The 14,403-nt window shown below is 44.6% G+C and carries 12 protein-coding genes; 3 read left to right on the top strand and 9 right to left on the bottom strand.

The window, feature by feature from the left end:
* Positions 1-472: 472 nt before the first annotated feature.
* From ACI2JM_RS07330 to ACI2JM_RS07365, 8 genes are all read right to left on the bottom strand, one after another.
* Positions 473-1,480 (bottom strand): D-alanine--D-alanine ligase, encoded by a 1,008-nt coding sequence (locus tag ACI2JM_RS07330; RefSeq protein WP_201554706.1) that lies wholly within the window; start codon positions 1,478-1,480, stop codon positions 473-475.
* A 26-nt stretch (positions 1,481-1,506) separates the two neighbouring features.
* On the bottom strand, positions 1,507-2,946 hold the full coding sequence (murC, locus tag ACI2JM_RS07335) for a UDP-N-acetylmuramate--L-alanine ligase (protein WP_404643249.1): 1,440 nt from the start codon (positions 2,944-2,946) through the stop codon (positions 1,507-1,509).
* Between the two features lie 83 nt (positions 2,947-3,029).
* A complete protein-coding gene (gene murG / locus ACI2JM_RS07340) occupies positions 3,030-4,115 on the bottom strand; it encodes an undecaprenyldiphospho-muramoylpentapeptide beta-N-acetylglucosaminyltransferase (RefSeq protein WP_404643251.1) in 1,086 nt (361 codons plus the stop codon).
* 347 nt (positions 4,116-4,462) lie between these two features.
* Entirely contained in the window at positions 4,463-5,446 is a 984-nt protein-coding gene (gene gshB / locus ACI2JM_RS07345; protein WP_404643253.1) for a glutathione synthase, read from the bottom strand.
* Between the two features lie 58 nt (positions 5,447-5,504).
* The gene (gene pyrE / locus ACI2JM_RS07350) at positions 5,505-6,227 is read right to left on the bottom strand and encodes an orotate phosphoribosyltransferase (protein WP_404643255.1); all 723 of its coding nucleotides are present in this window, start codon (positions 6,225-6,227) and stop codon (positions 5,505-5,507) included.
* A gap of 61 nt (positions 6,228-6,288) precedes the next feature.
* Positions 6,289-7,287, bottom strand: a complete 999-nt coding sequence (locus tag ACI2JM_RS07355; RefSeq protein ID WP_404643257.1) for a hypothetical protein — start codon at positions 7,285-7,287, stop codon at positions 6,289-6,291.
* Positions 7,288-7,350: 63 nt separating this feature from the next.
* The gene (locus ACI2JM_RS07360) at positions 7,351-8,208 is read right to left on the bottom strand and encodes an SDR family oxidoreductase (RefSeq protein ID WP_404643259.1); all 858 of its coding nucleotides are present in this window, start codon (positions 8,206-8,208) and stop codon (positions 7,351-7,353) included.
* A gap of 83 nt (positions 8,209-8,291) precedes the next feature.
* Positions 8,292-10,394 (bottom strand): DUF4105 domain-containing protein, encoded by a 2,103-nt coding sequence (locus ACI2JM_RS07365; protein WP_404643261.1) that lies wholly within the window; start codon positions 10,392-10,394, stop codon positions 8,292-8,294.
* A 273-nt stretch (positions 10,395-10,667) separates the two neighbouring features.
* On the opposite strand from ACI2JM_RS07365, the gene ampD reads away from it, so the two are divergent.
* The 3 genes from ampD to ACI2JM_RS07380 all read left to right on the top strand — a co-directional run bounded on the left by ampD (position 10,668) and on the right by ACI2JM_RS07380 (position 13,727).
* The gene (gene ampD / locus ACI2JM_RS07370) at positions 10,668-11,255 is read left to right on the top strand and encodes a 1,6-anhydro-N-acetylmuramyl-L-alanine amidase AmpD (RefSeq protein WP_404643263.1); all 588 of its coding nucleotides are present in this window, start codon (positions 10,668-10,670) and stop codon (positions 11,253-11,255) included.
* A gap of 180 nt (positions 11,256-11,435) precedes the next feature.
* On the top strand, positions 11,436-12,986 hold the full coding sequence (murJ, locus tag ACI2JM_RS07375; RefSeq protein WP_404643265.1) for a murein biosynthesis integral membrane protein MurJ: 1,551 nt from the start codon (positions 11,436-11,438) through the stop codon (positions 12,984-12,986).
* 111 nt (positions 12,987-13,097) lie between these two features.
* Entirely contained in the window at positions 13,098-13,727 is a 630-nt protein-coding gene (locus ACI2JM_RS07380; RefSeq protein WP_404643267.1) for a hypothetical protein, read from the top strand.
* A gap of 11 nt (positions 13,728-13,738) precedes the next feature.
* Here ACI2JM_RS07380 and ACI2JM_RS07385 read toward each other — a convergent pair whose 3' ends face one another.
* Positions 13,739-14,353 carry a GNAT family N-acetyltransferase gene (locus ACI2JM_RS07385; protein ID WP_045454088.1) on the bottom strand — a complete coding sequence of 205 codons (615 nt, stop codon included), beginning with the start codon at positions 14,351-14,353 and terminating at the stop codon, positions 13,739-13,741.
* Positions 14,354-14,403: the final 50 nt, after the last annotated feature.

The raw sequence follows: 14,403 nt of genomic DNA on the forward strand, positions 1-14,403 counted from the left end.
GAGGCCTATTAAGTTGACATATTATCAAAATATTTTACTAAAACGATTTATAGGATGACATTATGCTCATTTAAACGTAACATTTTTCTTAATTTATGAATAACTTATGGGCTAAATTCATAGAAAACAGAAATATCACTAAAACAGACCTATAATTACAATATTAACGTATTTTATGGTTAAACAATAGCTTAACCCCTACTAGTGACAACGAATTTACACAAGTTTACATGACGCTGTGGTATAGCAGCTCTAGTGATACATTAACCCGTTCTCGTCTAGTAGTATTCTCAGGCTATAAGAAAAATTCAAACCTAATGATTCATAAGTTTTATCACTGGTTTATTAAGACAGCCTATCAATGACAACTGTCTCAATAAATATCAATAACATTATGAACAATGCCAAAAAATGAGCAATATTAAAAAGTAGCATTGCTAAATCACTGTTTAAGCAATGACTGCTATACCAGTCACTCTAATGTCTGCGCTAAAATATGCCAGCACAATGCATCAAAGTCCATGCCTCGAGCCTTGGCTGCCATCGGAACCAAGCTATGGCTGGTCATGCCTGGTACCGTATTGATTTCAAGCAACCAGAAGTGACCTGCTTCATCTTGCATAGCATCGATGCGTCCCCAGCCTTTGGCATCAACGGCACGGAACGCTGCAAGGCTCAGATCTTGTAAATGCTTTTCGTCAGCAGCGCTCAGACCACAGGGAATGTAGTAACTGGTATCATTACGATTGTATTTGGCTTCAAAATCGTAGAAGTTGGTAATATCAGCAGGTTCAAGACGAATGACTGGATAGGCTTCATCATCGATAATGACGATTGTGAACTCGCGACCGGTAATCCAGCGCTCAGCCATAACTGCATCACCGCACTGTACCGCCGTTGCATAAGCCGCTGGCAACTCGTCCAGATTGTTGACCTTAGTCATTCCAATACTCGAGCCTTCATGAACGGGCTTAATAATAAGTGGTAGACCTAGCATGTTGACCACTTGCTGCCAGTCAGTCTCAGCTGTTAACAATGAAAATGGCGCGGTTGCTAACCCACAACCCTGCCACAATTGCTTGGTACGAACCTTATCCATACCCAGCGCTGATGCCAGAATGCCTGAACCCGTCTGCGGAATATCAAACCATTGCAGCACACCTTGCAACAAACCATCTTCGCCGCCGCGACCATGCAACACGTTAAACACGCGGTCATACTCACGTAGCTCTGTGATGTCTTGATGCTTAGGGTCGAAATGAGTGGCATCAACGCCTTGGTTTTGTAGCGCCTGCAATACAGCGGCACCACTGTCTAACGACACGCTGCGTTCATTGCTACTGCCGCCGTAGACAACCGCCACTTTACCAAATTGTCTGGCATCTTTTGCATCACTGGTCGTCGTGTTTAGAGTGGCATCATTGCTCTCTAAATTATCTGAATTTTGAGTGCTGGTATTTTCTTTGGTATCAGTCGTCATGAAGATCGTTCCTAGAATTTTTTAGCTTACTTAATGTAAAGGTTATTGGCAGCCAAGTCGACAGCGATCTGCCCTACATTACCTGCACCTTGAGTAATGAGCATGTCATTGGCTTTTAATAAACGCTGCATGACAGGAGCTAAATTGTCCTTGTCAATAATCGTCGGTTCAACTTCACCGCGCAACCGAATACTACGTGCCAATGATTTGGTATCAGCGCCAGTAATTGGGCTTTCACCTGCTGAATATACGTCTAATAATAATAATTCATCAACGCTGGAGAGTACTTCAACAAAATCATCAAAGCAATCGCGGGTACGACTATAACGGTGCGGCTGAAACATCATTACCAAACGACGTTCAGGGAAACTTTGACGCGCCGCTTTAATGGTGGCATCGACTTCTTTTGGGTGATGACCATAATCGTCAATCAATAAAACATTACCATCATTAAGACTGACAGAAGCATGCTGCTCAAAACGGCGACCAACGCCTTCAAATTTTTGCAGAGCGCGTTTGATCGCTTCGTCATCCACACCTTCATCAGTCGCCATCGTGATAGCAGCAAGCGCATTGTAAACGTTGTGAGTACCAGGAATGTTGAGGGTCAAACGTAAAGGTTCACGGTCACGGCGCAGTACCGTGAAGTGAGTTTTCGTGCCTTCCGTCACTAAGTCGATGGCTTGAACGTCGTTAAAAGGCTCAAGTCCAAAGGTCAGTACGGGACGACCAATATCATCAATCATGGCATACAATTCTGGGTCGTCACCGCAGACCACCGCCAAACCATAGAATGGCATGTTTTGTAAAAACTGAATATAAGCAGCTTTTAATTTATCAAAACTATTCTCATACGTTTCCATATGGTCTTGATCGATATTGGTGACAATCGCGGCCATCGGATGTAACGATAAAAACGACGCATCAGACTCATCGGCTTCTGCCACCAAGAAACGACTGCTACCCAGCGCAGCATTTTTACCAGATGCATTCAGCTTACCGCCGATCACGTAGGTAGGATCGAGTTGCCCTTCTGCCATCATGGTAGTCAACAAACTGGTCGTCGTGGTTTTGCCATGAGCGCCAGCAACAGCGATACCGTGACGATAACGCATCAACTCGCCCAGCATATCGGCACGGCGTACCACTGGCAAACGCGCTTCTAGTGCCGCTTTTACTTCAGGGTTGCTGCGATCAATCGCTGACGATACAACGATGACATCAGCATTAGCGATGTTCTTAGAATCATGACCGATCGCAATATCAATACCAATCTTTGCCAAACGTTTGGTCACTAAGCTCTCAGCGATATCAGAACCACTTACTTGATAACCTTGATTGTTCATCACCTCCGCGATACCGCACATCCCCGAGCCACCAATACCGACAAAATGCAAATGCTGAATACGACGCATTTCTGGTATTTCAATCAAACGCTTAGGTAGAGCTTTCGCAGGGTTAGACATAGGGCTTCTCTTTATCAAAGGCTAATAAAATTTAGTGTATCAAAATAATTGGTAATAAAAACAGTCAGTTATAAGAATATAGGCTACAGCGTTTGCCAAATAATATCAGCAACTTGCTTGCTCGCACTTCGATTGGCAAGGGCATGGCCTTTTTTGGCCATCGCTAGGCACTTCTCTCGATTAAGTGCAGCAAGCTCATTGCTCAAACGCTGCGCTGTCAACTCAGACTGCGGTAACAAAATCGCCGCATCGTGTGAGGTTAAAGTGCGGGCATTAGCAGTCTGATGGTCATCTACCGCGTGCGGCAGCGGTACAAAAATTGCGGCAATACCGACGTTTTGGATTTCCGTAACCGTCAATGCGCCTGCTCGGCAAACAATAACATCTGCCCAATTATAAGCGGCGGCCATATCGTCGATAAAAGACTGTACCACAAACTTGTGCATACTCAAGTCTTGCTCATCGTAAGCCGCTTGTGTGGCAGCCTCATTGTTACGCCCGCATTGGTGACGCACTTCAAAAGGCTGATTGAGCAATACCAGCGCTTTTGGCACAGTGTCGTTTAAGGCTTGTGCACCAAGTGAGCCACCCACCACCAACAATTTGAGCGGTGAGTTGTCATTAACATCATAACGCACCGTTGGTTCAGAGACACCAGTGATAGCATTGCGTACTGGGTTACCCACCGTTTCAAGCTTAGCATCCTGTACACTATTGGCAAAGGTATCCTCAAATGCTTGCAGCACCTTGGTTGCAATCTTGGATAGGTAGCGATTACTCATGCCTGCAATGGCATTTTGTTCATGGATAATCAGAGGCGTATTGGTCAGACGTGCGGCGATACCGCCAGGCGCAGTCACATAACCACCAAAACCGACAACTATGTCAATTTGATTACTACGAATCACCTTTATAACTGCCATCGTCGCTGACAATAAAGTCACTGGCAACTTCAATAAACGCCCGATTCCTTTACCGCGTAAACCCTGCATCTCAATCGCATGAAAAGGATAACCAGTCGGTGCAACCAAGCCATTTTCCATACCATTTGGCGTTCCTAGCCAATGAATAACCGCACCACGCTGAGTCAATTCCTCAGCCACTGCCAGTGCTGGGAACACGTGCCCGCCAGTACCGGCGGCCATCATTAATATATGCGGTGCTTTCATGAACGCCTGCCTATCTTTTCTTTATTTATATGAAGGACTTATTATCCTATAATCATCTTAATCATCTTAATCATCAGCCAATAATGACCCTATAAAATCTCGCATAGTATAGTGTAAATCGTTGGCTGATATATAGCACTTTATGCACTGTCAATAACAAAAATCCAAGCCGCGAGCAATCACGACTTGGCTTTTATAAATACTATCGAAAAATCATAAAAGCATCGTTTATAAATGACGTTTTATCGCCTTTTTATCTGCTATGAAAAGATGCTGTTTATCAATCTATCTTAGCACAGTGTTTTTTAAGTATTGTGCGCATAGCTTAGTGATAAATCACTCTATCCTTACAGTGTTGCGCAAACTGCTAATTTATTCTCAATGGCGATGATAAAATCGGTCGCAATATCTGTACCGCATTGATCATCAATCTCACGTACACACGTTGGGCTGGTGACATTAATCTCGGTAATACGACCGCCGATTAAATCGAGCCCGACGAACATGAGACCTTTTTCTTTAACAATAGGTGCCACGACTTCTGCCACTTGACGTTCGACATCGGTGAGCGGCATCGCAACACCGCTACCACCCGCCGCAAGATTACCACGGGTCTCGCCTTTGGTAGGAATACGCGCCAAGCTATAATCGACCACTTCACCATCAACGATCAACACGCGCTTATCGCCTTCTTTGATCTCTGGTAAATAACGCTGTGCCATAATCGGCAAGGTTTCAAGCTCAGTTAAAATCTCAAGCGTGACGCCGATATTTGGACTATCTGCGGTCAAACGGAAAATCCCCGTACCGCCCATACCATCTAATGGCTTAACAATGACGTCTTGCTGCTCAGCGATAAACTTGCGAATATGCGCCTGTTTACTGGTCACAATCGTTGGGCTCATATAATCGCTAAACCACGTGGCAAATAGCTTTTCATTACAATCACGTATCGCTTGTGGATCATTGACCACTAGCACGCCTGCCGCTTTGGCATGATCAAGCATATAAGTGGCATAAATAAAACGCATGTCAAACGGCGGATCTTTACGCATCAACACCACGTCATAGTCGCTGATTGGCGCTGTCGCTTTATCGCCTAATGTATAAAAATCTTTAGCATCACGCTTGACGGTCACTGACTGCGTATCAACCATCAGTTGCCCACGATTCAACCATAAATCATGAATCTGACAATAGCCAAGGCTGTGCCCACGGTCTTGTGCCGACCACATCATCGCAAGGGTCGTGTCTTTTTTATAATTAACCTGCTCGATAGGATCCATAATAACGAGTATGTTTAACGATTTTTTTTGATTTTCTTGGCTCATGATAAGGCTCACTTACTTTATATTATTAATATAGAACAGCTTCGAACTCTGTGCCCAACTATACGCCGTACTGCGCGCGATAATGTTGCATCTTGGCAAGTTGGGTTGCATCTTTATGCTGATCGCTTTGTACGCCATGGTCATCTGCCAAATAACTGATTAAATCATCGATATCGACGAGTGCGCGCACTGGTACCTCTAATGTCGACGCCAACTCTTGAATAGCAGAATGCTCAGCCTGACCCTTTTCTTTACGGTCAAGTGCAACGATAATACCAGCAACGCTAGCGCCTGCTTGCTCTAAAATCTCAACCACTTCGCGCATCGCCGTACCAGCGGTAATGACATCATCGAGTACCCAGACTGCTTTACCACTAACGTCAGCGCCTACTAAGTTGCCACCTTCGCCATGAGTTTTGGCTTCTTTACGATTATAGCCCCACTTGGCATTGATACCATGATGAATCCATAAAGCTTGCGCGGTTGCTGCCACAAAAGGAATACCTTTATACGCTGCCCCAAATATCACCAGCTCCTGCTCATCTGTACCGTTATGACTAGCAGCCATTTGCTCAGCCAAGGCATCAGCATAACCACACGCGAGCAACGACAACATCTCACCCGACGCCAGCAAGCCTGCATTAAAAAAATACGGACTGATGCGACCAGACTTGAGGACAAACTCGCCAAATTTGAGAACTTGATTGTCTAAAGCCAGTTGGATAAATTGATGTGAGGAAAAAGAAGGGTGTTGCGCATTAGGCATTGAAGCATTAAGCATGGAAGCGTTCCTATTGACAAAAAGAAGAGCAAAAAATTGGCGTTATTGTACGCATTATTGATCAGCTTGACCAACCATTGATGTCGTAATCCTGCATGTTAGGATAACGAGTCAATAGGCCACTGCGCGATGAGAGATTAAAATAACACTGACCGTCATCGCTCACTTGTATCTCCCAACCTAAATGATACGCGGCAACAATAACATGTCCTGTGAAAATGCGTATTTGACGGTAGGCATGACGCTGCGATGGCTCACAAATGATTTGACTCAGCAGATAACTGCGTATGTGCTGACAGATTTGCGCGGCGCTGTAGCGGTGATTGATACTTTTGCGTGTCTCGCACTGCCTCAATGCATGGACAGCGACGCTACATGCCATAATGTCAGTAGCCAAACTGCCCTCGCCTGTCTCAAATTGCTGCGGCTGCAACACCACCTGCCAATCTTCGGCGTAAACACTATTGAGCAACTCATCTGGGTTATACCGTTTGGTCAATGCACGTAAAGAAGCCTGTGTGTTTTTAGCATTACTACTAACGCTCGTATCGGTACTTACAGAAGAGCCATTCAGTGCAAAACCGTAACGATGCAGTTTTGGATAAGCACGAAGCGCCTGCTGAATATCAGCCATGTCGAGCAAAGTCATACCATGTAATGATGATAATAATGGTTGCGCGCTGTGATTGTGATAAAAGCTGTCTGGAAACTCGACAAGCTCTGCTGCCCGCAGCAATGACAGATGCTCGCCCAATACTTCTGAAGCAATCAGCGACCATTTTGACAAGCTGTGTTCTTTAGGCTGATAAAAACGCGCAGAGCGACCATAAAGTCGTTGCAACTGACCATTTAGGCGCCTAGCAGGCTCTGGAATATCGCTCAAGGGTCTGGCAGGATCAAGTGCCAAGCGACTCGGGTCAAAATTAGGATGTACAATCGCAGGTTGGGTACTATCTGGCAAAATAGACGACTGCTCAGCATTGCCTTCTGAAATTGTACCGCCTGCTGCTGTAAGATCAGCACTGGGTAAATGAGTGTCAGAAGTAGAAGGCTGGGTCATGAAATCTCCATAGGCTATAAAATATAAAAATAATTCTAATTAAATCAAACTGGCATATTACTCTTAATGTTGTTCTTGATATTGTTCTTGATGACGCAAAATATCACGGTAACCGACTTGCCAATCAGGATATGCCAACCAAGCTAATGGAATATTACTGTGCAAGCGTTTTCCCGTAACCGCTGCTTTTTCATTGTCAAGAGCAGGAGGCGTTTCATTTATCTGCTGACTTAACCAAACGCCCAACTCAAAAGTCGTGACTGGCGCATAATCAGTAGCAATATAAAGGGGCTTGGGCGCATCGATAGTCAGTACGTTAGCGATGATAGCGACCAAATCGCGATCCATAATCCGATTGCTCCAATGCGCGGCTGCCACTGCTTCCTTTTGTGGCTCGCGGGCTTTACGCAAACGCATGAGACGCACGCGTCCATAAATACCGCTTGGACGAATGATAATGGCTTTATCACCAAAGCCTTGTTGCAGGACTTGTTCTGATTGCAATATCACCTGCGATGCTTCGCGTTTTGGCGGCACAGGTGCAGTATTGTCATCAATCCATTCGCCATTATCTTGCCCATAAACACCCGTTGATGAAATAAAAACAATGCGTAAAAGGTTGGTGAGTTTGTCCGCAAGCGTTGCCAAATGCTGGCTAATTGCTAAGTAGCTATTATGATAGCCACTGGTCGAATAATCATCGGGGGTAACGATAATTGCTATCGCCGTAAAATCTTGCAGCTGCTCAGCCGTCAGAGTCAATGCATCGGCTTGCATAAATTCAGCGTTATCATCCAAAGAGTAATGATGGCGCTCACCACGAGCCAAACCTGTGACATTCAAGCCGTTCTGTGCCAGCTGGTTGCTGACTGGCAAACCAATATCACCTTGACCGATAATCAATAAATTTTGCGTACTCATCATTTATCCTTTATTCGAACGCCATTTCTAATGACTGACCATACATCTTTTCAATAATCTATACATTTTTTCAGTAATAATTGTTAAAAATAGCGTCTGTACGACAGCTGTACGTCTTCATTGGCATCAACACGATCTTGCCATTCGTAGTTGGCATTGATACGTAACGCTTGTTTTTTATCGATATCATATTGTAACCCTAATGTCGATATCGGCTGCCAATAATGACCACGGGCATTAGACTCATCGCTGCTGCCATGATACCAATATGGCAGTTGCAATTCAGCCTGCGCGCGTAACTGATTGTTAATCTGATAACGACAGCCTGCATTCACGCCAGCACCAACGCGAAAGCCTTTATTGATACCGCGCCCTGCTTGCGCTGTGCCGGACAAAAAGGTATAACATAGCTGCGGCGGCATCTCGCCTGTACCTGTGCGAGGCGTACCAAATGCCCATGACCAACCTGATTCATAGCCCAAGCTCCCAACTAAATGATCGCGACCGTCTTGCTGGGAGCCATCATTCACACGCGTCGCCTCGATGCTAGCGCCCCACGTTTTGCCTTTTTTGGCAGAATTGACCGGATTAAATGAGCGCCCACGAATCAATGTCACATTTTGCAAAACCACACTGTTTGGCTGATTGGCTTTGTCATTATCGGTGTCGTACAGGCGCAAAGTCGCAGATGCGCCTTCTAAGTCAAAAAACTGTGGGAATCCTGAGGGACGATCGAGAATATCATGATAGCCCGCTCGTAAGCCCAAATCGATATAGTTATTATCACCGCGCTGCCCTAGTCCCATATGAGCCAGTTGCAGCGGATGTCTGTCTATTGGATTGTTATCTGATACTGCTATATTAGGCTGCAATAACGTCTGTCCATCAGCTGACATGCTTGAAACCGTATTGAGTTGGGCAGATTTAATCTCATTGATCGTCTGTTTTGCGCTGTTGTGATAGCCGAATTGCTCGCGCTGCTCTTTAACCTTGTTTAACTGCGCTTGGCGTAAAGTGCTATCAGCAGGGGTATAGTTGGTGCTGGCAAGTAAGCCTTCATCATCAAGCAACTGCACGACATCTGAGGGAATAACCGCATAAGGCAGCTGACTCAATAAATGCTGCTGCGGACGCACCACATCAATTAAGCGTAAAATCTCAGACGCACAGTTATCTGTGGTGAAGTAATACGGCAATTTTAAATCTTTAGTTTCCCAAACGTGCAACATAATCTGCTGTACTTCCGCTGGAGTCAAATCCAATTGATACGTCCATGCATCACGCTCGTCTTCTTGCAGATATTTCGCCAGCTTCTCTGGATAAGGGTCAATTTCAATGAGATTGTCATAACCGCCGGTCATTGATTTGATGGCATACACCACAAAATTGTCTTTTGGATTACCACCAACCGTATAATTCAGCGCAACCGCATAATGAATCTGGCTCGGATCAGCCACGCTCGCTTTTGAGTCGATACGTAATAACGTATGAGCAAAGGCCGATAAAGGGTTGTCTAAATACTCTTGGGCAAACATGATAGATAGCTGCTCAGGGGCAATCTTCTGCATCCATTCGTTCAATTCGGGACAGTCAACTTGTAGCGTCGTTTTATCAATGTTTAATGTATCGGACAACCATTGTACACGCGCGGGAAAACGACATAATACCGAGCTGTTGGCAGTATTTTTTTTGACAGTACGGTTATTCGTTGTCGCTACCTCATTAGCGAGGGCGACGAGTAATGCATCAAGCTCGGCATTCGAGTCTTGCCGACCATGCTCACTCAAAAAAAAGTCAGCCTCATCAACCATGCTGGTGTCTTTTTTCTTACCAATCAAATTCTTTTGATCATCAAAGAAATATAATAAACGTCGCCATGTCGTATCTTGGGCTAAATTTTGTGTTGCTGCTTGCTCACGCCACTTGGCTAATAATTGCTCAGCGTTGCTTTTTTCTAACCCTTGGGTATCTTCTGGAGCGTCATTATTTGGCGTATTATTAGCGATTGCAGCAGCTTGCGGCGTAGGCGCTAATGCCCCTGTCGTTACTAATGATGCTGGGGTTGGCAAAAAAGCTTGCGTTTGTGCAGAGAGTAGCAATCCTGCAATAGCAAGTGGTAAACGCGCTCGTTGACTCATAGTAGTTAGGGTACAATCTACAGATAAAAAATTAGGCTTTAGAGACATGGGGTAAACCTCGCACGTTATTATTCATACACCGATAGCGTGATTGATGGCTGGTTGATAATGCCGATTGGATCGTCCACTGAAATAATCTCAAAAACCATATACGAGCTAGATCATTGAAATATCTTAGTTAAAGTGGCTGTTATCAAAGTTGTTACTATCAAAACTACTGTTATCAAGGTAGTTACTGTCAGAATGGCTATTAATTGATAGAAATGGCTAGCAACCAGCGGTCAATGCCTACTTATTAATATCAGGATAAAAGAGAATATTATGTCCATAACACCAATAACGATTAACGATGGCAGATTATCTGCAGCCACATACCTTGCATCACCAAACTGCAATCTGCGACCAACAGATATGAGTATTGATACTATTGTTATTCATAATATCAGCCTACCGCCGAACGAGTTCGGAGCGTCTGATGCTGACGGCATCCATTACGTTAAAGCATTATTTACCAATCAGCTAGACTGGGCGGCGCATCCCTATTTTCAAACGATTAAAGGCGCGGAGGTTTCGGCTCACTTATTTATCGAGCGTGATGGCGCGATAACTCAGTTTGTTAATTTTAATGAGCGCGCGTGGCATGCTGGACGCTCTAGCTACTTGGGTCGCCCTGAATGTAATGATTATAGCATCGGTATTGAGCTTGAAGGGTCTGATTTTGTGTCCTTCACCGCCGCACAATATGAGGTACTTGCAAAAGTGGTCTGTGCCATTTATGCCACCTACCCCAAAACTCGTCGTCATCTAACAGGTCATAGCGATATTGCCCCTGGTCGCAAAACGGATCCCGGTGATTATTTTGAATGGGCAAAATTGCGTGAGATGGTCGCCAACATTCTTGAGGGTTAAGTCATATGGATAATTATTTTGTCAGTCCTGTTACAAGCTCTATTAACAGTTAACTGTATGCATTATATTCCACATCCAATCCATTTATCTCGATTATGAAAATGCTATAATCCGTCAGCTTTTTGATAGCAGCAACTTAGTAAACAACCTTCATTAAACAAATTAGCACAATAGGTTCTCATGGCAAAAAGTCGGTTATTTCGTTCAACCATGGTGGTCAGTAGTATGACCATGCTGTCTCGTATCTTAGGTCTGGTACGCGATGTCGTATTGTTAGGCGTCTTTGGCGCTGGTGGTCTGATGGATGCCTTTTTAGTCGCCTTCAAAATCCCAAACTTTTTGCGGCGTTTATTTGCAGAAGGTGCCTTTAGTCAAGCTTTTGTCCCTGTGCTATCTGAATACAAAGAAAAATATAGTTTGCAGCAGGTACAAATCTTAGTCAGTCGTACTTCAGGCGCTCTGTTGTTAATTTTGTCGATGCTTACCGTCGTTGTTATTTTAATGGCACCGTGGGTCGTGACTTTATTCGCGCCTGGTTTTGCGGATCAACCAGGTAAGTTTGCTATTACCGCTGAATTACTGCGTCTGACCTTTCCTTATTTGCTATTTATTTCTATGACCGCCTTTGCCAGTGGCATTTTACAAAGCTACGGACGCTTTGCTGCGCCTGCTTTTGCACCCGTGTTATTGAACCTATGTATGATTGGTGGTGCGCTAATTTTTGCTCCTATGTTCGATGTTCCTATCATGGCGCTAGGCTATGCAGTCGCTATCGCAGGATTGTTGCAATTCTTACTGCAGCTACCGCAGCTATGGCAACAAAAGCTGCTGGTCGCACCCAAAATCGACTTTCAGCATGAAGGCGTTCGCCGTATTTTAAAACTCATGCTGCCTGCTATCTTTGGTGTCTCTGTCACTCAGATTAATCTGCTGCTCAATACCATTTTTGCGTCATTGATGATTGGCGGCTCGGTTTCTTGGCTGTATGCCGCAGAGCGTATGAGTGAGCTGCCATTAGGCTTGATTGGCGTGGCAATCGGTACAGTCATTTTGCCAAGCCTATCAAAAAGCGAGGCGCAAAAAGACGATGTTAGCTTTAAAAAGACCATCGATTGGGCGGCACGCTTAATCATTTTAGTCGGTGTTCCTGCATCAGCAGCGTTGTTTATACTTGCCGATGTACTGATGCAAGCGCTGTTTTTGCGCGGTGAATTTACCTTACGCGATGCGCAGATGAGTTCGCTCGCATTACGTAGTATGGCTGGTGGTATTTTAGGCTTTATGCTTATTAAAATCTTTGCCCCTGCTTTTTTTGCCCGTCAAGATACCAGAACACCCGTAAAAATCGGTATCATTTCTGTCTTTGCCAACATGGTTTTTAGTGTCATTTTCATCGGTATATTTTATTTCTTAGAGATTCCGCTACATGGCGGCTTGGCATTAGCGACCACGGGCGCGGCCTTTGTCAACGCAGGCTTATTATATTACTTCTTACATAAACGTGATATTTTCCGCTTTGGCAGCCATTGGAAGAAACTATTCACCCAGTTTGCGATTGCGACCAGCGCTATGATTGGCGTACTTTATGTCATGCTGCCTTACTTCCCTAGCGATGATGCGCAGTGGCGACGTATCGCCGCTTTGCTCATCATGTGTGCCGTGGGAGCACTGGTTTATGGCGTGGTATTACTAGCCACTGGTTTCCGTCCGCGCCAGCTAAAGCATGGTTAAGCAGCTTCACTTACGAAACCAAAACAAGCTTAGTAAGAGAATGGATAGTGAATGATGCAGATAGTTGCCATAATTAACCATTAACGAATAAATGAAATCTGAGGGCTAATAATGATAACCAAACGAGTAACCTTGCTACGCTTACCAACTATCCTGACTGCTGGTGTCCTTAGCACTGGACTGCTTTTAAGTGCTTGTAGCGATAACGATAAGACAGCTAATAGTGCCGAAGATACGGCAGCCATCGCTAAAGGAAGTGCTGATGAAAGCATTGATGCTGAAAATAGCGCTGCTAATCAAACGTCAGCAGTGGATGCGAATAGCACAGTTGACAGCAAGCAGATGACTGACAATAGTAAAGATGAAACGGCTATTGATAGTGATGATATCAATCCAGTCACCTCTGCAACCAAGCAAAAGAGCCTCGTAACCAATCCCACCGAAGCTGGCACACCAGAAGATACTGTCAAGCAAGCACTAGATAGCTTGTATTATGGCGAGGTAAAAGAAGCCGCTAAATATTATAAAGTAGATATGGCAAACTTCGAAGAAGAACTGGCTAAAACCCAGTATGCCTTTCAGCAAACGGTTGATGGCGTCACTATTACCGATACTAAATACAGTGATGATAAAACCCGTGCCACCATCATTGGGGAGCTGATGTTAAAAGGACAAAGTGCGCCTGCACCGTTGAGCTATCAGCTACAGAAGATAGAAGGTCAATGGAAGATCTTGGGTTAAGCTATTTTAGCTTACTTATCTGAAGCATCATCCGATGTCACCGCTTTACCCAGCATCACGACATCAGCGATAAAGCCTTGCATATCACACACTTTTGGCATATATCCCCATTGCTCAAAACCAAGCTTACGGAACAATCCTAAGCTTGGCTGATTGTGCGCAAAAATAAGCGCGATCACATTATGAATGCCTAGGCTTGGCGCTTGTGTCAACATCCAGCATGTCAATAAGCTGCCCAACCCTTGACCGTGATAATCCTGATGCAAGTAGATACTAATCTCAGTGCTGATATGATAAGCCGGTCGTGCATATAAATCGCTAAAGCTGCCCCATGCAACGATTGTTGCTGTCCCTGCTTCTGCTGAATTTTGCGTGGTCTTATGCATCGCTTTTACGACATAAATAGGACGCGTCGGACTATTTATATGCTCATCAAACCAATCTGCACGCTCTTCACAACTCACTGGAGTAAGATTGGCAGTGGCTTGCTTACCTGCAATAGTCTGATTATAAATCGCCAAAATCTCTGACAAGTCGTCTCTACTTGCACGCTGCACGACAAACTCATCAGTGAGATAGTGTTCTAACAAAACAGCTGGCACAGCATTCAAGGCAGCAACGGGCATAAGGTCTCCGTAATTATTAATTAATAGTCTATGGGTGATAATTGTTGCAA

It is taken from the genome of Psychrobacter sp. NPDC064578 (genome assembly GCF_044901245.1).
Lineage (GTDB): Bacteria > Pseudomonadota > Gammaproteobacteria > Pseudomonadales > Moraxellaceae > Psychrobacter > Psychrobacter cibarius_C.

Excerpts from the sequence above, each read along its gene's own strand:
- pyrE (WP_404643255.1), bottom strand. The coding sequence starts at position 6,227 with ATGCTTAATGCTTCAATGCCTAATGCGCAACACCCTTCTTTTTCCTCA.
- gshB (WP_404643253.1), bottom strand. The coding sequence starts at position 5,446 with ATGAGCCAAGAAAATCAAAAAAAATCGTTAAACATACTCGTTATTATG.
- ACI2JM_RS07380 (WP_404643267.1), top strand. The coding sequence starts at position 13,098 with ATGATAACCAAACGAGTAACCTTGCTACGCTTACCAACTATCCTGACT.
- murC (WP_404643249.1), bottom strand. The coding sequence starts at position 2,946 with ATGTCTAACCCTGCGAAAGCTCTACCTAAGCGTTTGATTGAAATACCA.
- ampD (WP_404643263.1), top strand. The coding sequence starts at position 10,668 with ATGTCCATAACACCAATAACGATTAACGATGGCAGATTATCTGCAGCC.
- ACI2JM_RS07365 (WP_404643261.1), bottom strand. The coding sequence starts at position 10,394 with ATGTCTCTAAAGCCTAATTTTTTATCTGTAGATTGTACCCTAACTACT.
- ACI2JM_RS07330 (WP_201554706.1), bottom strand. The coding sequence starts at position 1,480 with ATGACGACTGATACCAAAGAAAATACCAGCACTCAAAATTCAGATAAT.
- ACI2JM_RS07360 (WP_404643259.1), bottom strand. The coding sequence starts at position 8,208 with ATGAGTACGCAAAATTTATTGATTATCGGTCAAGGTGATATTGGTTTG.
- murJ (WP_404643265.1), top strand. The coding sequence starts at position 11,436 with ATGGCAAAAAGTCGGTTATTTCGTTCAACCATGGTGGTCAGTAGTATG.
- ACI2JM_RS07355 (WP_404643257.1), bottom strand. The coding sequence starts at position 7,287 with ATGACCCAGCCTTCTACTTCTGACACTCATTTACCCAGTGCTGATCTT.
- ACI2JM_RS07385 (WP_045454088.1), bottom strand. The coding sequence starts at position 14,353 with ATGCCCGTTGCTGCCTTGAATGCTGTGCCAGCTGTTTTGTTAGAACAC.
- murG (WP_404643251.1), bottom strand. The coding sequence starts at position 4,115 with ATGAAAGCACCGCATATATTAATGATGGCCGCCGGTACTGGCGGGCAC.